The sequence below is a fragment of the Streptomyces sp. NPDC107562 genome, assembly GCF_055657325.1.
This window is the reverse complement of record NZ_JBVKBE010000019.1, coordinates 47541-65890: the sequence shown is the minus strand read 5'-3', so window position 1 is coordinate 65890 and position 18350 is coordinate 47541. Positions and strand designations below refer to the sequence as shown.

The window sequence follows — 18350 nt, the reverse complement described above, 5'->3', positions numbered from 1 at the left end:
GGTCTGCCGGGAAGCATACGGGGGCCCCGACGCGCGCCGGACGGCGCTACCGCCGAGGCCACGGCCGCCCCCTTGGTGGAACGCCCGGCGTGGGCGAGGATGCGTGGATGACGACGGAGCGCAGCGCACCCGCCCAGGACGCCGATGAACGGACGATGCTGGAGGGCTGGTTGGAGTTCCACCGGCGGACCCTGGCGTGGAAGTGCGAGGGGCTGAGCGACGCACAGCTGCGGACCCCGGCCGTGGAGCCCTCCGAGCTGTCCCTGATGGGGCTGGTGCGCCACATGGCGGAGGTGGAGCGTAGCTGGTTCCGCAAGGTGCTGGTCGGCGACGACCCCGGCCCCCTCTACTACACCGAGGAGGACCGCGACGGCGAGTTCCACCTCACCGAGGCGGACACCTGGGCCGAGGCGTACACCACGTGGCAGGCGGAGATCGAGACCGCCCGCCGCAACGCCGCCGACTTCGCACTGGACGACCTCTCCAAGGGCCGCAGCCGCCACAAGGGCAAGCCGTACAACCTGCGCTGGATCTACACCCACATGATCGAGGAGTACGCCCGCCACAACGGCCACGCGGATCTGATCCGCGAGCGCGTGGACGGCGCGACGGGCGACTAGGGCCCCCTGCTCGCCGCCCGGCCAGGCCCGGACTGGCCGGGCGCGGACGCCTGGACGTCAGCCCGGCAACGTGGGGGCCCTCCCTGCGGGGGCTCACTTCACCCGTCCGGAGCAACCTGCGCTTGTCCACCGGGTTCCGCGGGGCCCGAGCCACCAGAGTGGCGCGGGTGCATCGAACGACGACCACCGCGACGCTGCTCGTCACCGTGGCCCTCAGCGCGGTCTCGGGCTGTGTGACCGTCCAGCGGGGCCCCGCCGCCGTGCCGTCGGCGCCGGCCCCGGGCCCGGACGGCCGGACCGAGCCGCAGATCGTGCAGGCACCGGCCCGCGAGGCCCTGGAGCTGATCGGCCCGTCCCGCCGGCCCGGCACCGCCGCGCCGGAGTCGCACCGCCCCACGGCGCAGCCCCCGGCAGCGCCGGCCCGGCGAGTCCCGTCCCCGCGCGCGCAGTCCCGGTCGCACTCCGACCCGCCGAGCCCGCAGCCGCGCCGCCCACGGCAGCCGCCGGCCACGGTCCCGGACGTCTCGCCCACCCTCGGCACGGACACCGACGTGTGTGCCCTCGGCAGGAAGTACGGCGGCTGGCGCCCGGACAGCCCGGAGGCGGTGATCTGCGAGCAGACCTACGGCCGGTGAGGTCGCGGCCCCGGTGTGGTCCGGCTCACGGGCGCTGCCGAGGCGGTCCCCAGGCGCTCCCGCCCGGCGAACCCCCGTCCCCGAGCCGCAGCTCCATCCGCCCGATGGCCGCCCGCACCCCCTGCCCGTAGGGGTCGTCGGCGAGCGCGTCGGCCGCTCCCCGGGCCCGGCGGAGATGGATACGGGCGGCGTCGGAGCGGCCGAGTTTGATGTAGTCGGCGGCGAGGTTCAGATGCAGGGAGGGATACAGGGCGCGGACCGCGAGGGCGCCCTCGTGGGCCGCGGGGCGGTCGTCGCTCAGCTCCTCCGCGGCGCCCAACGCCCTCAGGTCCCAGGCCAGTTCGTCGCAGGGATCGTCCTGGGCGTCGGCCATGTAGTGGGCCAGCGTGCAGCGGTGCAGCGGGGCGCCGTCCGCGCCGAGCTCCGCCCACAGCTTGAGGAAGCGCTGCCGGGCCTCCTCACGGTCCCCCGCGTGGAACAGCATGACGACCTGCCCGATCCGCGTCATCACGGCATCCGGCGCCGCCTGCTCCTGTTGCTCCGACACCGCGTCCTCCGAGCTCACCGACGTCCCGTCCCCGCCGACGCTAACGGCCACCGGGGGCAATACCGGCGAGGCGGGGCCGACCCGCGACGCCGGCCCGCCCCCTCCGCGCGGGTGTCAGGCCTGGTCGGCGAGGTTCGGGATGCGCCAGTCCACCGGCTCGTGCCCCTGCCGCGCGATCGCCTCGTCGATCTGCGTGAACGGACGCGAGCCGAAGAACTTCTTCGCCGACAGCGGCGAGGGGTGCGCCCCCTTCACCACCACGTGCCGGGTCTCGTCGATCAGCGGCAGCTTCTTCTGCGCGTAGTTCCCCCACAGCACGAACACGGCCGGGTCCGGCCGCTCGGCCACCGCGCGGATCACGGCGTCGGTGAACTTCTCCCAGCCCTTGCCCTTGTGCGAGTTGGCCTCGCCGGCCCGCACCGTCAGCACCGCGTTGAGCAGCAGCACGCCCTGCCGGGCCCAGGGCATCAGATAGCCGTTGTCCGGGACGGGCAGGCCCAGCTCCTGCTGCATCTCCTTGTAGATGTTGCGCAGCGAGGGCGGGGTCTTCACTCCCGGGCGCACCGAGAAGCACAGGCCGTGCCCCTGGCCCTCCCCGTGGTACGGGTCCTGGCCGAGGACCAGGACCTTCACCCGCTCGTAGGGCGTGGCGTCGAGCGCCGCGAAGACCTCCTCACGCGGCGGGTAGACGGGACCGGCAGCCCGCTCCTCCTCCACGAACTCCGTCAGCTCCTTGAAGTAGGGCTTGTGCAGTTCGTCGCCCAGGACCCCGCGCCAGGACTCGGGCAGCATGGCGATGTCGGTCACGTCAACTTCCTTACGGTGTGCGGTCGGTTCCGGAGCACAGAACCTACCGGCGACCACTGACAACGGCCGCCGGGGGCCGCCTCACCAGCTCGTCTTGCGGGAGAGCTCCCACACCATCATGATCGTCGACGGGTCCAGGGCGCGCTCGGCCCCGGAGATCTCCACGCTGGCGGCGACGTACTGCTTGCCCTGCCACAGCGGCAGCAGCCGTACGTCCTGGACGAGGATCTGCTGGGCCTCCTCGAAGTCGGCCTCCACCTGGGCGCGGTCGCTCTCACGGCGGGAGCGGGGCAGCAGCACTCCGGTGATCTTGGGCGCCGCGTACGGCGTACCGAGGGCGTTCTGTTCGCCGACGAAGGGCGCGATGTAGTTGTCGGCGTCCGGGAAGTCGGGGAACCAGCCGCGCCCGAACACCGGGTACTCGCCCTTCTGGTAGCCCTCGACGTAGGTCTTCCAGGGCCGGCTCTTCAGGGTGATCTGGAACAGACCGGAGGCCTCCAACTGCCGCTTGAGCTCCTGGAACAGGACCGCGGTCTCGGAGCCGTAGCGGTCGGTGGTGTACCAGAAGGTGAGCGGGACCGGCTCGTCGATGCCCTCCTCGCTGAGGATCGAGCGCGCCTTGTCCGGATCGGGGTCGCCGTAGTTGTCGAAGAAGCCGGTGGTGTGGCCGGTGAGGCCCTTGGGGACCATCGAGTACAGCGGGTCGACGGTGTCCTTGTAGATCGCGTGGGCGATCCTCGGCCGGTCGACGACCTGGGCGACGGCCTGGCGCACGGCCGCGTTCCCGGCCCACGAGTCCTTCGGGTTGAACACCAGGTAGCTGATGTCGGCGCCCGCGCCCTCGACGAGCTGGAGGGTCTCGTCGGCGTCCCGGCCCTGCAGCGCGACGACGTCGTCCGCGGCGAGGCCGCGATAGGTCACGTCGATGTCCTGGTCGCGCAGCGCCTTGACCATGGCGCCGGACTCCTGGAAGTAACGGATCGTGACCGCATCGTTTCTTCGTTCGGCGAAGCCCTTGTAGCTGCCGTTGCGCACGAGTTCGGCCCGTGCGCCCTCGTCGTAGGAGTCGAGGAGGTACGGCCCCGAGCCGGTCACCCCGCCGTCCTCACGGAGCTTGTCGGCCGGGTAGTCGTCGGGGTCGACGACGGACATGGCGGGGGTGGCGAGCACGAACGGGAAGGTGGCGTCCGGGGTCTTCAGATGGAAGACGACCTCGCGGTCGCCGAGCGCCTGCACCCGCTCCAGGCTGCCCAGCAGCCCGGCGGGTCCGCCCGGCGCGTCGATGGCCAGGATCCGGTCGATGGAGTGCTTGACGGCCTGCGCGTCCAGCGCGTCGCCGTCGGAGAAGGTCAGCCCGCCGCGCAGCTTGCAGCTGTAGACCCGGTTGGTCGCGTCGGCGAACTTGCAGCTCTCGGCGGCGTCCGGCTGAGGCGTGGTGGCGCCGGTGGGGTAGCTCAGCAGCGTCTGGTAGATGTTGCGGAACAGCTCCCAGGAGCCGTCCCAGGAGGCGGCCGGATCCAGCGTGCTGGGGGCGCTGGTGGTCCCCACGACGATCGGGCCCCCCTCGGCGGGCTCGCCGTCCGAGAACAGGCTGCAACCGGCCAACACGGATATGGAAGCGATCGCCGCCACTTGCCGCAGGCCTCGGTTCCGGTTGAACACGCGCACGCTCCTCGATCTGCCGTACCAAGGGTCGGCAGACCCTATCGCAGGCAAACTCGGCCTGAACCATGCTTGCGCGAGCTCATTGATCAGCTTCCACATGACGACGTTGTCATCACCTCGTGGGCCGCCGATCTGTCGACAAGGGCGCCGATTTCGTCAACAAATTCGCGTCGAGCGAGCGTCGTTGACGGAGCCGGCGCCCTCATCCGGAAGGAACCGATCCGGTCAGGTCAGTGGACCCCGGCGTTGAGGTAGATCCCGCCGTCCACGACGAGCGTCTGACCGGTGATCCAGTCCGCCTGCGCCGAGGTGAGGAACGCGGCGGTGCCGCCGATGTCGGAGGGCACACCGAGCCGGCCGAGCGGATAGGCCGACGCGGCCTCCGCCTCCCGGCCCTCGTACAGGGCCTGCGCGAACTTGGTCTTCACCACGGCCGGGGCGATCGCGTTGACCCGCACCTTCGGCGCGTACTCGTGCGCCAGCTGCAGGGTCAGGTTGATCATCGCCGCCTTGCTGATGCCGTACGCGCCGATGAAGGGCGAGGGGGAGAGACCGGCGACGGAGGCGATGTTGACGATGGCCCCGCCGTTCTCCTTCTGCCAGGCGTGCCAGGTCTTCTGGGCGAACCCGAGCGCCGAGACGACGTTGGTCTCGAAGACCTTGCGCGCCACGTTGAGGTCGAGGTCGGCGATCGGCCCGAAGACCGGGTTCGTGCCGGCGTTGTTGACCAGGTAGTCGACCCGGCCGAAGGCCTCCATCGCGCGCTCGACGGCGACGGCCTGGTGGTCGAGGTCGTGGGCCTTGCCCGCGACACCGACGACCCGGTCGGCGCCGAGCTTCTCGACGGCCTCCTTCAGGGCCTCCTCGTTGCGGCCGGTGATGCACACGCGGTCACCCCGTGCCACCAGCGCCTCGGCGACGCCGTAACCGATGCCGCGGCTGCCGCCCGTGACGAGGGCGGCCTTGCCGGAGAGTTCAGGCAGTTCGTTCATGTCCGTGCCCCCTAGTCGAGCGGTCCGCCGGCGACGTACAGCACCTGGCCGGAGACGAATCCGGCCGCCTCGCCCGTGAAGAAGGCGATGGCGTTGGCGATGTCCTCGGGCTCGCCGACGCGCTGGACCGGGATCATGGAGGCGGCGGCCGCCTTGAAGTCGTCGAAGCCCATGCCGACCCGCTCGGCGGTCGCGGCGGTCATGTCGGTGGCGATGAACCCGGGGGCGACGGAGTTGGCGGTGACGCCGAACTTGCCGAGTTCCTTGGCGAGGGTCTTGGTGAAGCCCTGCAGACCGGCCTTGGCGGCGGAGTAGTTGACCTGTCCGCGGTTGCCGAGCGCCGAGGAGGACGAGAGGTTGACGACACGGCCGAAGCCGGCGTCCACCATGTGCTTCTGGCAGGCCTTCGCCATGAGGAAGGCACCGCGCAGGTGCACGTTCATGACGGTGTCCCAGTCGGTGACGCTCATCTTGAACAGCAGGTTGTCGCGGAGCACGCCCGCGTTGTTGACGAGGATCACCGGCGCGCCGAGCTCCTCGGCGATCCGGGCGACGGCCGCCTCGACCTGCGCCTCGTCGGAGACGTCGCAGCCGACGGCGATGGCCTTGCCACCGGCCGCGGTGATCTTCTCCACGGTGTCCTTGCAGGCGGCCTCGTCGAGGTCGAGCACGGCGACCGCGCGGCCCTCGGCGGCCAGGCGTACGGCGGTGGCGGCCCCGATGCCGCGCGCGGCGCCGGTGACGACTGCGACCCGCTGCTCAGTGGTGGACATTGCTGCTTCTCCTCGCCCTTGGGATGCGGCTCCACGGCGCCCAGATCGATGAGCGACCGCTTAGTACCTTCAGCAGCTGTGACGCTAGAAGCCCTGGCACTCGGTGTCAACGGCCCATCGGGTGCATGTGATCCATCACCTCACCAGCAGATCGAGCAGCCGTTCGGCCTCGGCCCCCGGATCGAAGGTCAGCCCGGTGTGCACCGGGCCGGGCTGGACGACCGTGGAACGGGGCGCGATCAGCCAGCGGAAACGCCGCCCGGCGTCGTCGCCCGCCGCCTGTCCCGCCGCCTCGCCGCCACCGCAGACGCGCTCCACCGCGCGCAGCGCCGCCCGCACCCCCGACACGTCCGCGTCCGGGTCGAGGGCCAGCAGCCGCCCCTCGTCGAGGTGGGTGCGGGCCCCGACGTACGCCTTGGCGCGGCAGTACACGAGCACGCCCGCGTTGATGCACTCGCCGCGTTCGACGCGCGGCACGACCCGCAGCAGCGCGTACTCGAAGACGTCCCGGCCGCCGCCCTGTCCGGCCCGGGTGATGTGGCGCTCGCTCACTGGATCCCCTCGATGCGTTCGTGGATGACGGCGGCGCGCGCCAGCAGCGGCCGCGCATAGGCCCCGCGCAGCTCGTCGGGGGTGTCGAAGCCGGGCTCGCCGGTCAGCCAGGCGTCGGGGATCTCGGCGGTGACCTCGGCCAGCAGGTCCTCCGTGACCAGGGGGGCGAGCCCGGCGGCGGCCGCCGCGACGTCCGGCGCGAAGGTGCGCAGCGCGTGGTCGGAGGCGTCGTAGGGGCGGGCGGCGGAGGTGTGCGCCCCGGGCCAGTTGTGGTGCCAGATCATGGTCGCGCCGTGGTCGATGAGCCACAGGTCGCCCTGCCACATGAGCAGGTTGGGGTTGCGCCAGGAGCGGTCGACGTTGTTGACCAGCGCGTCGAACCAGACGATCCGCCCGGCCTCCTCGGGGCTCACCGAGAAGGCGAGGGGGTCGAAGCCGAGCGCGCCGGACAGGAAGTCCATGCCGAGATTGGGCCCGCCGCTGGACCGCAGCAGGTCCTGCACCTGCTGGTCGGGCTCGCCGAGCCCGAGGAGCGGGTCCAGGGAGACGGTCACCAGACGGGGGACGCGCAGGCCGAGCCGGCGGGCTAGCTCACCGCAGACGACCTCGGCGACGAGCGTCTTGCGCCCTTGCCCGGCGCCGGTGAACTTCATCACGTACGTCCCGAAGTCGTCCGCCTCGACGAGCCCCGGCAGCGAGCCGCCCTCACGCAGCGGCGTGATGTAGCGGGTCGCGATGACTTCCTTGAGCATCGCCCCAGGTTACTGTCGTGTTCGGCGTCGTCGGACGCGGCCTGCCGCTACCGCGTAGGGGCCGTTCCCGCCAGATCTCGATCGAGTGAAGTTGGGCCCGGCCGCTGAACTTCGGCCCTCCGTCGGCCGTACTGCTGAACAGATCAGGGATCACCCAGCGCCCGTGGAAGGGAATGCCAGCATGCCCAGCCAATCGCTTCACACCGAGTCGGGTCCGGCCCGCCGCACCGTCATGGCGGCGGCCGGAGCCGCCGGGCTCGCCGTCGCACTGACCGCGTGCGGGTCGGGCGACGAGTCGTCCGGTACCGGCTCCGCCGCCGGAGCGGACTCCGGGGCCGGATCCGACACCGGGGCCGGTGCCGGTGCGGGCACCGCCCTCGCCAAGACCTCCGACATCCCGGAGGGCGGGGGGAAGGTCCTCGGCGACCTGGTGGTCACGCAGCCGACGGCGGGCCAGTACAAGGCGTTCTCCTCCAAGTGCACCCATCAGGGCTGCGCGGTGAAGGACGTCAAGGACGGGGTCATCATCTGCCCCTGTCACAACAGCCACTTCTCCGCCACCGACGGCAGCGTGCAGCAGGGTCCGGCGACCCAGCCGCTGGAGGCCTCGGAGATCGTCGTCTCGGGCGACGAGATCCGCCTCGCCTGAGGGTCAGCGTCGACGCGGCCGTCCGAAGCAGCCGAGCACCTCGTCCGTGGTCGCGACCGTGGCGACCAACGCGAGGGTGTTGCGGATGATCGCGGGGGTGTAGTCGGCGGGCACCCCCGCGACGGCGTCGGACGGCACCACGACCGTGTAGCCGCGGTTCACGGCGTCGAACACCGCGTTGGGCACGGCCACGTTGGCCGAGACGCCGGCGACGACCAGGGTGCGGCACCCGAGGTTGCGCAGCAGCGCGTCGACCTCGGTGCCCTGGATCGGCGACAGGCCGTGCAGGCGCCGTACGACGAAGTCCTCCTCGGCGACCTCGACGGGGGCCGCCACACGCACCGCCGCGGTCCCGGACAGCTGCCGTACGGGCAGCCGCTCGGCGGCAAGGAAGAGGCGGGCGTTGCGGTTGGCGCCGCGCCCGTCGGGGCGGCGTTCGGCGATCGCGTGGATCACCTGGACGCCGCCGCGGTGGGCGGCGGCCACCAGCCGGGCCACGTTGTCGAGGGCGCCCGAGGAGCGGAACTCCTTCGCCAGCTCGGGCAGGGCACTGTCCTGGCCGACCACGCCCTGCTGGCACTCGACGGTGAGGAGCACCGTGGTCGCGGGGTCGAGCAGTTCGCCGAGCTGTGCGTACGACGGCATGGCGCCCCCTGACGGTCGGCGGTGCGGGAGCCGCTGGGATCAGCCACCATTGCACAGCGACGGAAGACGGTCCATGCTTTTCTGACATACCGTCAGATGATTTTCTGGCGGCCGTCGTATCCCGTCCCTTCGAGGGGAAGCCGAGGGAAGCACATGACAGCCACACAGCGCCGGGGCCGGAAGATCATGATGACGCCCGGTGAGCTGGACGCGTTCCTCACCGGCCAGCGCACCTGCCGGGTCGCCACCGTCTCGGCCGACGGGGCACCGCACGTCAGCACACTGTGGTTCGCCTGGGACGGCACGTCGATGTGGCTGTACTCCGTGGTGCGCAGCAAGCGGTGGGCCGACCTGCGCCGCGATCCACGGGTGGCGGTCGTGGTCGACACCGGGGAGGAGTACGACGAACTGCGCGGCGTCGAGCTGTCCGGGACCGTCGAGTTCGTGGGCGAGGCCCCGCGCACCGGCGAGCTGTGCGCCGAACTCGACCTGCCGGAGACTCTGTTCGCCCGCAAGAACTTCGGACTGGAGGAGATGCCGCACGACGGTCGCCACGCGTGGCTACGGCTCACGCCGTCCAAAACGGTCTCCTGGGACTTCCGCAAGCTCGGTTCGCTGTAGCGAGGGCGTGATCGCGGTCGCGCGGGCGTGATCGCTTTCGCTGTAGCGAGGGCGTGATCGCGGTCGCGCGGGCGTGATCGCTTTCGCTGTGGCGAGGGCGCGTTCGCGGTAGCGCGGGCGTGATCGCGGTAGCGAGGGCGCGTTCGCTTTCGCTGTGGCGCGTTCGCTTTCGCTGTGGCGCGAGCGTGTTCGCGGTAGCGCGGGCCTCAGCCGACGCCCTCGCCCGCCGACCGCAGCGCCGCCACCGCCGCCCGGATCGACGGCCGGCGGTCGGCGTCCGCCCGCCAGACGACGTACACATGGCGTCGCACCCGCTGCTTCAGCGGGACGGTGACGACCCCAGCGGGCATGGGGTGGCGGCCCAGCAGCGGGCAGACGCAGACCCCGAGCCCGGCCGCGACGAGCGCGAGCTGGGTGTGGGTCTCGGCGGCACGGTGCCCGAGGATCGGCTCGACGCCACGCGAGCGCAGGGTGAACATCAGCCACTCGTGGCAGAACTCGCCCTGCCCCCAGGTGATCCACTCGTCCTCGGCGAACTCCCCGAGGTCCACCTCGTCCCGGTCGGCGAGCGGATGTCCGACGGGCATCGCCACGTCGGCGGGATCGTCCAGGATCGACGCCTTGACCAGGCCGTCGGGCAGCGCCATCGGCTTGTTGTACCAGTCCAGGACCACCGCCAGGTCCAGGTCGCCGCGCACCACGCCCTGGATCCCGCGCTCCGGCTCCAGCTCGCAGGTGCGCAGCCGCAGCGCGGGGTGGGCGGTGCGCAGGGTGGCGAGCGCGGTGGGGAACAGTCCGCGCGCGGCGGTCGGGAACGCCGCCAGGCGCAGCTCACCGGCGACCTGCCCGCGCTGGGCCTCCAGGTCGGACTGGGCGAGGGCGACCTGCGACAGGATGCGCGTCGCGTGCTGGGCCAGCAGCCGGCCCGCGTCGGTGAGCCGGACCCCCCGGCCGTGCTTGGCCAGCAGCTGCTGGCCGACCTCGCGCTCCAGTTTGGCCAGTTGCTGGGACACGGCCGAGGTGGTGATGTGCAGCCCCTCGGCCGCGCCGCTCACCGAACCGTGCCGGGCGAGCGCGTCGAGGGTACGAAGGCGGTCCAGGCTCAACATGTAAGGGATACTACGAGATACAGCGTGCGAAATCTCGCTTGTTCTACGAGATCGAGTCCCGCATGGTTGCTTCCGTGACCACTGCCACGACCCACGCCACGCAGGGCGCCACGCACGACCCTGTCCGGACCCCCGCCCGCCGCAGGATCGACTGGAGAGTCCGCTTCGCGGCACTCTCCCTGGTCTGGGGCTTCAGCTTTCTGCTCATCAAGGTCGGCACCGACGGCTACGCCCCCTTCCAGGTGACCTTCGGCCGACTGCTGTTCGGCACGGCGGTGCTCGCCGCGGCGATGGCGGCCAAACGCCGGCGACTCCCCCGCGGGGTGCGCACCTGGGCCCGTCTGACGGTCGCCGCGTTCCTGCTGAACGCGCTGCCGTTCTCCCTCTTCGCCTACGCCGAGCTGACCATTCCGTCCACGCTCGCCGGCATCTGCAACGCCACCTCGCCGCTGTGGGGCATGGCCCTGTCGATGGTCGCCCTCTCCGAGGACCGGCCCACCCGGGTCCGGGTCGCCGGTCTTGGCCTGGGCTTCCTCGGGGTGCTGACGGTGCTCGGCGCCTGGCAGGGCTTCACCGGCGTCGATCCCAGGGGCACCGCCCTGGCGCTGCTGGCCTCGCTCAGCTATCCGATCGGCTGGATCTACGTCCGGCGCACACTGGCCGGTTCCGGCGACTCGCACCTGTCGCTGACCGGCGCGCAGTTGCTGCTGGCCGCGCTGCAACTGGCCGTCGTGACACCGCTGTTCACCAGCATGCCGAGCAGTTTCCCGGTGGTGCCGCTGCTGGCTGTCGCGGCCCTGGGCGCCCTGGGCACGGGGCTCGCGGTGCTCATCCAGTACGGACTGGTCGCCGAGGTCGGGCCGACCACCGCCCAGATGGTCACCTACTTCATCCCGGTCATCGCCACCGCCGCGGGCGTCGCGGTCCTCGGCGAGTCCCTGGCATGGTCGACACCGGTGGGGGCGGTGATCGTCCTCGCGGGGGCGGCGTTGACACAGGTGCGGCCCAAGAGCTGAGCCGGGCGCCTGCCACCCGGGGGCCGGTGTCCGGTCGTCCGGTCCTTCGGCGTCCCGATCCGCAGCCGGTTGCCGTCGGGGTCCCGCAGCTCGACCTCCCGGGTCCACGGAGCCGCCTCGACCGGCACGCCGAACTCGGCGGCGCCCTCGTCGACGTCGGTGAGCCGCAGATGGACCAGCGTGTCCGGGCGGGCGTCGCCGGTGTGCTCCGACAGGAACAGGCCCACCGGCCCTCGGGCGACCTCGACGAACGCCGGCCACCCGGGCGCGAAGCGGTGCTCCCACTGCCGGGCGAACCCCAGGCGCTCGTACCGGCGCACCGCCGCGGCGGCGTCGGCCCCGCGCAGGACCGGGATGACGTCCTCGCGCGTGGCGCGATCGTCGCTCATGGGGCCATCCCTCCAGGCACCCCCGCACCCGGCTCACACATGGCTGCGCGCCGGTGCCGGGCGCACGGCGGTGGCGATGGCGTCCGCCAGGGGTTCCGCCTCCGCCTCGGTGAGTGTGGCGACGGTGACCCGGATGCCGGGCGGGGCGTCCATGCGGAAGCGGGCGCCGGGGGCGACGGCCCATCCGGCGTGCAGCAGGCGGGCGACGGCGGCCGTCTCGTCCGGCACCGGGATCCAGACGTTCAGGCCGGTACGCCCGTACGCCGCCACTTCCCGGCGTGCGAGCGCGTCGATGAGCGCGCCCCGGCGCCGTCCGTAGGCCGCCGCGACGGCCGGCGTGTCCACCGCCCCGTGCGCCCACAGATGGGCCACGGCGCGCTGGGTGATCCGGCTGACCCAGCCGGGCCCCAGGCGCTGCCGCCCCCGCACCCGGTCCAGCGTGACCTCGTCACCGGTGAGCACGGCGAGCCTCAGGTCGGGGCCGTACGCCTTGGCCGCCGAGCGGACGAAGGCCCAGTGCCGGGTGACGCCTGCCAAGGGGTGCAGCGGGAGGTCGACGATGCCGTGGCCGTGGTCGTCCTCGATCAGCAGGACCGCGGGGTGGCGGCCGAGCACCGAGCGCAGGGCACGCGCGCGTGCGGCGCTCAGCACGGCACCGGTCGGGTTCTGGGCGCGGTCCGTGACGACCAGCGCCCTGGCACCCGCCGTGAGCGCACGGTCCACCTGGTCGGGCAGCGGGCCCTCGTCGTCGAGGGCGACGGGAAGGGTGCGCAGCCCGAGCGCCGGGACCAGGTCGAGCAGCCCGCCCCACCCGGGATCCTCCGCGGCCACCGCGTCGCCGGGCTTGAGGTGGGCGGCGAGCACCCGCTCGACGGCGTCCAGCGAACCGGAGGTCACCGCGATATGGCCGGCGGGCACTCCCCCGGCGTCCATCCCGGCCCGTGCCAGCCGCGCCAGTTCGGGCTCCACGGGCGTCTCGCCGTACAGCACCGGCGCCCGGCCGGCGGCCTCGGCGAACGCGGCCGCCGGCGACGGCAGCAACGCCGGGTCCGGGTTCCCGGCGGCCATGTCACGCACGCCCTCCGGCACGTCCACCGCGATCTCCTCGCGGCCCGTGGTGGCCGGCCTGTGCCGCACCCGGCTGCCGCGCCGCCCGTCGGTCTCGATGACCCCGCGCTCACGCAGGGTCCGGTAGGCGGCGGCCACGGTGTTCGGGTTCACCCCCAGGCGGGACGCCAACTCCCGCATGGGTGGAAGTAGTTGCCCCGGTACCAGCGCACCCGCCGCCACCGCGCGCTCCACGCTGGCGGAAATCTCCGCGGCACCCCGGCCTTCGATCCGATATTCTCCTAGCACAAAGACAAGTATGCACTAGTGCAATGGAGAGCGCCATGCAGGGGACCCAGGAGACGACGTCGACGGCCGCCTACACCCCGACCGACCGCACCGTCCCCACGCGGTCACCGGAGCGCGCGTCCTACGACAGGGACGCCGTGCACGCGATACTCGACGAGGGGTACGTCTGCCACCTCGGCTTCGTCCGCGACGGCGCGCCGGTGGTCCTGCCGACGCTCTACGCCCGGGTGGGCGAGCGGCTCTACGTGCACGGCTCGACCGGCTCGCGCCCGCTGCGGATGACCGGGCGGCAGGACGGCCCCGGCCTGCCGGTGTGCCTGACGGTCACCCACGTCGACGCGCTGGTCCTGGCCCGCTCGGCCTTCCACCACTCGATCAACTACCGCTCCGTGGTGGTGCACGGCGTCGCCCAGGACGTCACGGATCCCGAGGAGAAGAGGCTGGCCCTCGACGCGCTGGTCGACCATGTGGTGGCGGGCCGGTCGCGCGACTCGCGGCCTGCCAACAAGAAGGAGTTCGCCGCCACCGCCGTCATCCGCCTCGACCTCGACGAGGTCTCCGCGAAGTCCCGCACCGGCGGCGTCAACGACGAGCCCGAGGACCTGGCGCTCCCCCACTGGGCCGGCGTGGTCCCGCTGAGCAAGGGGTACGGCACGCCGGTCCCGGACGCCGCCCTGGCGCCCGGCACCGACCTGCCCGGCTACCTCACCGCGCGCTGACGCGCGCCCCGCGCGCCTCGGCCACCGCCAGGCCCGCGACGGAGCCCAGCATCAACAGGGTGCCGGCGAGGGTGGCGGTGGTGAGCCGCTCGCCGAGCAGGGTGACGGCCAGGACCGCCGCGCTGACCGGCTCCAGCAGCATGATCACGGACACGGTGGCCGACCGTACGACGGCCGCGCCGGCGAAGTAGAGCGCGTAGGCGAGGGCCGTGGGGACCGCCGCGATGTAGACGAGGAGCCACAGCAGCAGGCCGGGCCGCGCCGTGTGCGGCACCAGGCCCTCCGTCAGCGCGAGGGGCAGCAGGCACAGGGTCGTGACCGCGAACGCCCAGACGGTGGTGGCGGAGGCGTCGGCGTCGCCGTTGCGGCCCCAGTACCGGGTGAGCAGGGTCATCGCGCAGTACCCGGCGGCGGAGAGCAGCGCGAGAGCGACACCCCACGGGCGTACGGCGGTGTCGCCGCCGCCGAGCACCAGCACCCCGAGGCCGCCGAGCGCACCCGCGACCGCGAGGACGCCGGCCCGGCCGAGCCGCTCCCCCATCGTCAGCCGCGCGCCGAGCGCGATGAGGACCGGGCCCGCGCCGAGGGTGACGACGGTGGCGACGGCGAGGCCGGTGGCCGAGACGGCGGCGAAGTAGGCCGTCTGGAACACCGCGAGCCCAAGGCCGATGGCGCCGATCCGCAGGGCCTTGCGGGCGAGCGGTTCGGGAGCGGCGGCGACGGCCCGCGGCCGCATCCGCCGGGCGGCGAGCAGCAGGAGCAGGCCGGCCGCGCAGCGCCAGAAGGACAGGGCGACGGAGCCCATGTCGCTGGCGCGGTAGACCAGTGAGGCGGCGGCGCCCGCGGTGCCCCAGGCGGCACCGGCGACGATCAGATACAAGAGGCCTCGCCCGACGGGCAGGCCGGAAACGACAGTGGACACGCGTGTTCTCCGCACGTGCGCAGGAGCGCAGGAGTCAGGGAAGGACCGACGCTCGGCGCGGTCCGGGGACGGCTTCCGCGGGCAGTACCGTCCCGCCCGGCGCGACGGCGCGGGGCGGGGAGGTGCGAGGGGCCCGCCTCAGGCGGCCGGGGGCGGAAGAACGCGTGCGTCCGTGTGCATGATCATCACCCTAGGCGGCCGTGCCCCGGGCGGACAACTCCCTTTCGGCGCCACCGCTCGTCACCGGGTCGGGCGAGCCCTTGGCGGGCGTCGACGACTGTGCGATGAAGGCCCCGGCCAGGACGACCGCACCGCCCACGATCTGCGGCGCGGAGAGGTGCTCCCCCAGCAGCACCCAGGCCAGGACAGTCGCGATGACCGCCTCCAGACACGCCACCACGCCCGCGACCTGCGGGGAGAGCCTGCGCACGGAGAGCACGCCGGTGACGTATGCGACGACGGTCGCGATCAGCACGATCCAGGCGAGCAGCGCCGCGGCCGGGACGGCGGTGCCGTCCATGTGCGCGGAGTGCGCGAGCACCGACCAGTCCATCCCCCAGGGCCGGGCCACGACCGTCAGCACGAGGGCGCCGATCAGGAGACCGTAGGCGATCACGCCCAGCGGATCCGGGGCGTCGTCGCCGGAGTCGCTGCCCTGGTCGGACAGCACGAAGTAGCCGACCTGGCAGCAGGCGGCGCCCAGCGCGAGCAGCAACCCCAGGGCGTCGAAGCCGAGTCCGGACCACACCTCGACGACGCAGGCGAGGCCGCCGACGGCCAGCACGACGCCGAGCGCCGCGGCGCGGGTCACGGGCCGCCGCTGCACGAACCGCACCCAGCCGAGCACCAGGGCGGGTGCGAGGTACTCGACGAGCAGCGCGACGCCGACCGGGATGCGCGATATCGCGGCGAAGTAGCACGCCTGCACACCGGCGACGGCCAGCAGGCCGAATCCGGCGAGCAGCGCGGGGCGGCGGCGCAGCAGCGCGCGATGACGTACGGCGAGCGGCAGCATGACGAGCGCGGCGCCGGCCACCCGCAGCCACACCACGTGCAGCGGGTCCAGGCCCGCCTCGATCAGCGGCTTGGCCGCGACTCCCGAGCCGCCGAAGGCGAGGGCCGACCCGAGCGCGAGAGCGAGGCCGGCACCCTTGCCGCGGCTGCTTCGCGTGCTGACTGACGTGTGCATCCGGACATGATGACAGGCGACGACATGACCGTCACCCCTGATGACTCCTGTCTCACCGGCTGGACTTCGGGCCGCCGCTCAGCAGCCGGCCTCGAAGCCCTCGACGCACTCCCGCGCGCCGTGCTCGATCCGCAGGAACAACTCGGGCGCCTCCACCCCCGCCCGCTCCAGCACCTCCACGGCACGCGAGCGCGGGTCCACGACGATCCCCGCGAGCAGGTCGAGCCCTCGGGCCCGCCCGTCGCCGCGGCGCGCGGCGCGTTCCGCGGCGTACGCCATCGCCGCGGCGGCCAGGGGCGAGCGGCCCGGGACACCGCTCACGACCGGGACGGTGCCGGAGTCCTCGACGGCGGTCTGCCAGCGCAGGCCGTAACCGATGCTGCGCTGCACGAGGTAGCCGAGCAGCCGCGCGAGCTGCGGTTCACTGTCGAAGACGGCACGCACCTCGGGATCGTGCTCCAGGAGCGAGTGCAGCAGATGGGCGGTGTCGACCTGCCGGTCCCCGTCCCGCACGGCCCGCCTGCGGGCACCCGCGACCACCGCCGCCAGCTCGTCGCTGAGAGTGGCATCGTTGTCCACGCCGGGGTGTTCGCCGGACTGCTGCCGGGGGATCGGATGCTGCACACCCTCCACCCCATCAGTCCCCTCCGATCCGGTCATCCCCGGCCAGAACCATTTTCCCGTCCCACGGACAGGGGACATCCCTGGCCGGAATCTCCTCCTTGGGGATGAGATCAGGCTGAAACCGGCCACGTCGCAGGCCGTCCGGTCGCACGCCGTCCCGTCGCACGGCGCGGGCGTCCACATTTCCTGACAGGTCGTCAGTATTGAATGTTGCGGGCCCTGCGGCTACGTTCCGCGACACCGAAGCCCGATACGAAGAGGTGGTCGCATGGCCGAAGTCAGCGCGGAGGCACGCATCGAGGCGCCGGCCGAGAAGGTGTGGGCCCAGCTCACGGACTGGTCCGCCTACGGGGAGTGGAACGCGACCCACACCGACTTCCCCGACGGAGGCCCCACGACCCTGGAGACCGGCGCCACCTTCAAGGAGAACATGCGGCTCATGGGCTTCCCGGCCGAGGTCGAGTGGACCGTCGAGGAGCTGACACCGGCCCGGGTACTGGCGATTCGCGGCAAGGGCCCGATGTCGGTGACCGTCGCCACGCGCTACACCCTGGTCCCCGACGACGACGCGACGACGGTCCGCATCGACGGGGAGTTCACCGGCGCCGCGGTCTCCCTGATGGCGGGCAAGCTCAAGGACTCGGCGACGGCCGCGCTCGACGAGTCGCTGCGGAAACTGGCGGGGCTGGTGACCTGAGGGGCGGCGCGCCTCGGCCCCGACGTACGGCGGAGCGCCCCGCGGATCGTTCCACGGGGCGCCTGTGGTGCCGTAGGGCAGGTGTCAGTCCTCGTCGGCGAGGATCAGATACAGCTTCTTGCGGGCCTCGTTGATGACGGTGAGCGCCTTCTCGCGCTGCTCCTTGTCGCCGGTCTTCCAGACCTGGCTGAAGGCCTCCATCAACCCGAAGCCGGCCTGCCGGATCTCGCCGAGCGCCTCCCAGTCGACGCCGCGCGAGGCCTCTTCCCAGGGGGCTTCCGGGCCCTGTTCGGCCGCCGTGCGGCCCTCGTCGGTGAGCGAGAACAACTTCTTGCCGCCCTCGGACTCGCTGACGATCAGGCCCTCGTCCTCCAGCAGTTGAAGGGTCGGGTACACCGAGCCGGGGCTGGGCTTCCAGGCCCCGCCGCTGCGCTCGGCGATCTCCTGGATCATCTCGTAGCCGTGCATCGGCCGGTCCTTGAGCAGGGCCAGGATCGAGGCGCGTACGTCACCGCGCCGCGCCCTTCCCCTCGGACCTCCGCGACCTCGACCTCCCCAGGGGCCGGGCCCGAAGCCACCGAAGCCTCCCGGGCCACCGTGGCCGAAACCGTGTCCGCCCGGACCGAAGGGACCGAAGGCCGCGCGCAGCGCCTCGAAGTCGCCGCGTCCGCGCCGGGGGCCGTCGTGTCCGTGTCCGCGCTCGTATCCGTGGTTGTGCATGGTCATCACTCCATCTGTCCGTCGACCGGCCGCTGCCCGGTCGTTGATCTAGCGCAGATCTACCGTTGATCTGTCGCGATGCTTCAACGATATATCGGAACAGTTCGACAAACAAGCGCCACGCGTGCCGGCCGCGGCGCGTTGTTGCCCCTCCTGGTTGCCGACCCGGAGGTCATCGACTTCTTCGCCGGCGTCGCGGATCTCGACGCGACGGACCCAGCGGGCGGCCTCAGGCGACGCCTTCTGCTTCGTCGGTGAGGGCGGGGACCGACGACGCGACCGCGCGGCCCGGGCGCTCGGTTTCGATCCGGACGGACTGCCGTCCGAGGCGGCGGCCTGGCCCGGCTCGTG

The 18350-nt window shown here is 72.5% G+C and carries 21 protein-coding genes and 1 pseudogene; 7 read left to right on the top strand and 15 right to left on the bottom strand.

Annotated features, from left to right (window positions below; genetic code table 11):
- Positions 1–107: 107 nt before the first annotated feature.
- Together ACZ7LV_RS35125 and ACZ7LV_RS35120 are read left to right on the top strand one after the other, a co-directional pair.
- The gene (locus ACZ7LV_RS35125) at positions 108–620 is read left to right on the top strand and encodes a DinB family protein (protein ID WP_471945410.1); all 513 of its coding nucleotides are present in this window, start codon (positions 108–110) and stop codon (positions 618–620) included.
- A gap of 167 nt (positions 621–787) precedes the next feature.
- Positions 788–1255 carry a hypothetical protein gene (locus tag ACZ7LV_RS35120; protein WP_471945409.1) on the top strand — a complete coding sequence of 156 codons (468 nt, stop codon included), beginning with the start codon at positions 788–790 and terminating at the stop codon, positions 1253–1255.
- Between the two features lie 25 nt (positions 1256–1280).
- On the opposite strand, the gene ACZ7LV_RS35115 is transcribed toward ACZ7LV_RS35120, so the two are convergent.
- From ACZ7LV_RS35115 to ACZ7LV_RS35085, 7 genes are all read right to left on the bottom strand, one after another.
- Positions 1281–1802, bottom strand: a complete 522-nt coding sequence (locus ACZ7LV_RS35115) for a hypothetical protein (RefSeq protein ID WP_471945408.1) — start codon at positions 1800–1802, stop codon at positions 1281–1283.
- Positions 1803–1916: 114 nt separating this feature from the next.
- Complete coding sequence (gene ung, locus ACZ7LV_RS35110) at positions 1917–2609, bottom strand: uracil-DNA glycosylase (protein ID WP_401672109.1); 693 nt, start codon at positions 2607–2609, stop codon at positions 1917–1919.
- Between the two features lie 81 nt (positions 2610–2690).
- Complete coding sequence (locus ACZ7LV_RS35105; protein WP_471945407.1) at positions 2691–4271, bottom strand: ABC transporter substrate-binding protein; 1581 nt, start codon at positions 4269–4271, stop codon at positions 2691–2693.
- Between the two features lie 233 nt (positions 4272–4504).
- Entirely contained in the window at positions 4505–5266 is a 762-nt protein-coding gene (locus ACZ7LV_RS35100) for an SDR family oxidoreductase (protein ID WP_471945406.1), read from the bottom strand.
- Between the two features lie 11 nt (positions 5267–5277).
- Positions 5278–6039, bottom strand: a complete 762-nt coding sequence (fabG, locus tag ACZ7LV_RS35095) for a 3-oxoacyl-ACP reductase FabG (protein WP_471945405.1) — start codon at positions 6037–6039, stop codon at positions 5278–5280.
- A gap of 135 nt (positions 6040–6174) precedes the next feature.
- Complete coding sequence (locus tag ACZ7LV_RS35090; RefSeq protein WP_471945404.1) at positions 6175–6591, bottom strand: DUF3037 domain-containing protein; 417 nt, start codon at positions 6589–6591, stop codon at positions 6175–6177.
- Positions 6588–7343 (bottom strand): HipA family kinase, encoded by a 756-nt coding sequence (locus ACZ7LV_RS35085; protein ID WP_471945403.1) that lies wholly within the window; start codon positions 7341–7343, stop codon positions 6588–6590. The genes ACZ7LV_RS35090 and ACZ7LV_RS35085 overlap by 4 nt, the downstream gene beginning before the upstream one ends.
- 181 nt (positions 7344–7524) lie before the next feature.
- On the opposite strand from ACZ7LV_RS35085, the gene ACZ7LV_RS35080 reads away from it, so the two are divergent.
- A complete protein-coding gene (locus ACZ7LV_RS35080; protein WP_471945402.1) occupies positions 7525–7992 on the top strand; it encodes a Rieske (2Fe-2S) protein in 468 nt (155 codons plus the stop codon).
- Positions 7993–7995: 3 nt separating this feature from the next.
- Here ACZ7LV_RS35080 and ACZ7LV_RS35075 read toward each other — a convergent pair whose 3' ends face one another.
- On the bottom strand, positions 7996–8637 hold the full coding sequence (locus ACZ7LV_RS35075; protein ID WP_471945401.1) for a cysteine hydrolase family protein: 642 nt from the start codon (positions 8635–8637) through the stop codon (positions 7996–7998).
- A gap of 153 nt (positions 8638–8790) precedes the next feature.
- Between ACZ7LV_RS35075 and ACZ7LV_RS35070 the strand changes: the two genes are divergently transcribed.
- Positions 8791–9258, top strand: coding sequence for a pyridoxamine 5'-phosphate oxidase family protein (locus ACZ7LV_RS35070; RefSeq protein ID WP_471945400.1), 468 nt, complete (start codon positions 8791–8793; stop codon positions 9256–9258).
- Positions 9259–9464: 206 nt separating this feature from the next.
- Here ACZ7LV_RS35070 and ACZ7LV_RS35065 read toward each other — a convergent pair whose 3' ends face one another.
- Entirely contained in the window at positions 9465–10367 is a 903-nt protein-coding gene (locus tag ACZ7LV_RS35065; RefSeq protein WP_471945399.1) for a LysR family transcriptional regulator, read from the bottom strand.
- A 62-nt stretch (positions 10368–10429) separates the two neighbouring features.
- Here ACZ7LV_RS35065 and ACZ7LV_RS35060 point away from each other — a divergent pair, with 62 nt between their 5' ends.
- Positions 10430–11383: a DMT family transporter gene (locus tag ACZ7LV_RS35060; RefSeq protein ID WP_471945398.1), complete on the top strand. Its 954-nt coding sequence runs from the start codon at positions 10430–10432 to the stop codon at positions 11381–11383.
- Between the two features lie 41 nt (positions 11384–11424).
- Here the strand turns inward: ACZ7LV_RS35060 and ACZ7LV_RS35055 are convergent.
- Together ACZ7LV_RS35055 and ACZ7LV_RS35050 are read right to left on the bottom strand one after the other, a co-directional pair.
- A pseudogene (locus tag ACZ7LV_RS35055) lies at positions 11425–11772 on the bottom strand (glyoxalase superfamily protein); the annotation flags it as partial.
- Positions 11773–11805: 33 nt separating this feature from the next.
- Positions 11806–13128: an aminotransferase class I/II-fold pyridoxal phosphate-dependent enzyme gene (locus tag ACZ7LV_RS35050; protein ID WP_471945397.1), complete on the bottom strand. Its 1323-nt coding sequence runs from the start codon at positions 13126–13128 to the stop codon at positions 11806–11808.
- A gap of 35 nt (positions 13129–13163) precedes the next feature.
- Here ACZ7LV_RS35050 and ACZ7LV_RS35045 point away from each other — a divergent pair, with 35 nt between their 5' ends.
- Entirely contained in the window at positions 13164–13847 is a 684-nt protein-coding gene (locus tag ACZ7LV_RS35045; protein WP_471945396.1) for a pyridoxamine 5'-phosphate oxidase family protein, read from the top strand.
- On the opposite strand, the gene ACZ7LV_RS35040 is transcribed toward ACZ7LV_RS35045, so the two are convergent.
- From ACZ7LV_RS35040 to ACZ7LV_RS35030, 3 genes are all read right to left on the bottom strand, one after another.
- The gene (locus tag ACZ7LV_RS35040; RefSeq protein ID WP_471945395.1) at positions 13834–14769 is read right to left on the bottom strand and encodes a DMT family transporter; all 936 of its coding nucleotides are present in this window, start codon (positions 14767–14769) and stop codon (positions 13834–13836) included. The genes ACZ7LV_RS35045 and ACZ7LV_RS35040 overlap by 14 nt on opposite strands.
- A gap of 190 nt (positions 14770–14959) precedes the next feature.
- A complete protein-coding gene (locus tag ACZ7LV_RS35035; RefSeq protein ID WP_471945394.1) occupies positions 14960–15958 on the bottom strand; it encodes an EamA family transporter in 999 nt (332 codons plus the stop codon).
- Between the two features lie 78 nt (positions 15959–16036).
- Positions 16037–16582: a hypothetical protein gene (locus tag ACZ7LV_RS35030; RefSeq protein ID WP_471945393.1), complete on the bottom strand. Its 546-nt coding sequence runs from the start codon at positions 16580–16582 to the stop codon at positions 16037–16039.
- 268 nt (positions 16583–16850) lie between these two features.
- Between ACZ7LV_RS35030 and ACZ7LV_RS35025 the strand changes: the two genes are divergently transcribed.
- Positions 16851–17279, top strand: coding sequence for a type II toxin-antitoxin system Rv0910 family toxin (locus tag ACZ7LV_RS35025; protein WP_471945392.1), 429 nt, complete (start codon positions 16851–16853; stop codon positions 17277–17279).
- A gap of 84 nt (positions 17280–17363) precedes the next feature.
- Here the strand turns inward: ACZ7LV_RS35025 and ACZ7LV_RS35020 are convergent, their stop codons facing one another.
- A complete protein-coding gene (locus ACZ7LV_RS35020) occupies positions 17364–17999 on the bottom strand; it encodes a PadR family transcriptional regulator (RefSeq protein WP_401672146.1) in 636 nt (211 codons plus the stop codon).
- Positions 18000–18350 lie beyond the last annotated feature (351 nt).

Excerpts from the sequence above, each read along its gene's own strand:
- ACZ7LV_RS35125 (WP_471945410.1), top strand. The coding sequence starts at position 108 with ATGACGACGGAGCGCAGCGCACCCGCCCAGGACGCCGATGAACGGACG.
- ACZ7LV_RS35100 (WP_471945406.1), bottom strand. The coding sequence starts at position 5,266 with ATGAACGAACTGCCTGAACTCTCCGGCAAGGCCGCCCTCGTCACGGGC.
- fabG (WP_471945405.1), bottom strand. The coding sequence starts at position 6,039 with ATGTCCACCACTGAGCAGCGGGTCGCAGTCGTCACCGGCGCCGCGCGC.
- ACZ7LV_RS35085 (WP_471945403.1), bottom strand. The coding sequence starts at position 7,343 with ATGCTCAAGGAAGTCATCGCGACCCGCTACATCACGCCGCTGCGTGAG.
- ACZ7LV_RS35080 (WP_471945402.1), top strand. The coding sequence starts at position 7,525 with ATGCCCAGCCAATCGCTTCACACCGAGTCGGGTCCGGCCCGCCGCACC.
- ACZ7LV_RS35075 (WP_471945401.1), bottom strand. The coding sequence starts at position 8,637 with ATGCCGTCGTACGCACAGCTCGGCGAACTGCTCGACCCCGCGACCACG.
- ACZ7LV_RS35070 (WP_471945400.1), top strand. The coding sequence starts at position 8,791 with ATGACAGCCACACAGCGCCGGGGCCGGAAGATCATGATGACGCCCGGT.
- ACZ7LV_RS35065 (WP_471945399.1), bottom strand. The coding sequence starts at position 10,367 with ATGTTGAGCCTGGACCGCCTTCGTACCCTCGACGCGCTCGCCCGGCAC.
- ACZ7LV_RS35060 (WP_471945398.1), top strand. The coding sequence starts at position 10,430 with ATGGTTGCTTCCGTGACCACTGCCACGACCCACGCCACGCAGGGCGCC.
- ACZ7LV_RS35045 (WP_471945396.1), top strand. The coding sequence starts at position 13,164 with ATGCAGGGGACCCAGGAGACGACGTCGACGGCCGCCTACACCCCGACC.
- ACZ7LV_RS35035 (WP_471945394.1), bottom strand. The coding sequence starts at position 15,958 with ATGCACACGTCAGTCAGCACGCGAAGCAGCCGCGGCAAGGGTGCCGGC.
- ACZ7LV_RS35025 (WP_471945392.1), top strand. The coding sequence starts at position 16,851 with ATGGCCGAAGTCAGCGCGGAGGCACGCATCGAGGCGCCGGCCGAGAAG.
- ACZ7LV_RS35020 (WP_401672146.1), bottom strand. The coding sequence starts at position 17,999 with ATGCACAACCACGGATACGAGCGCGGACACGGACACGACGGCCCCCGG.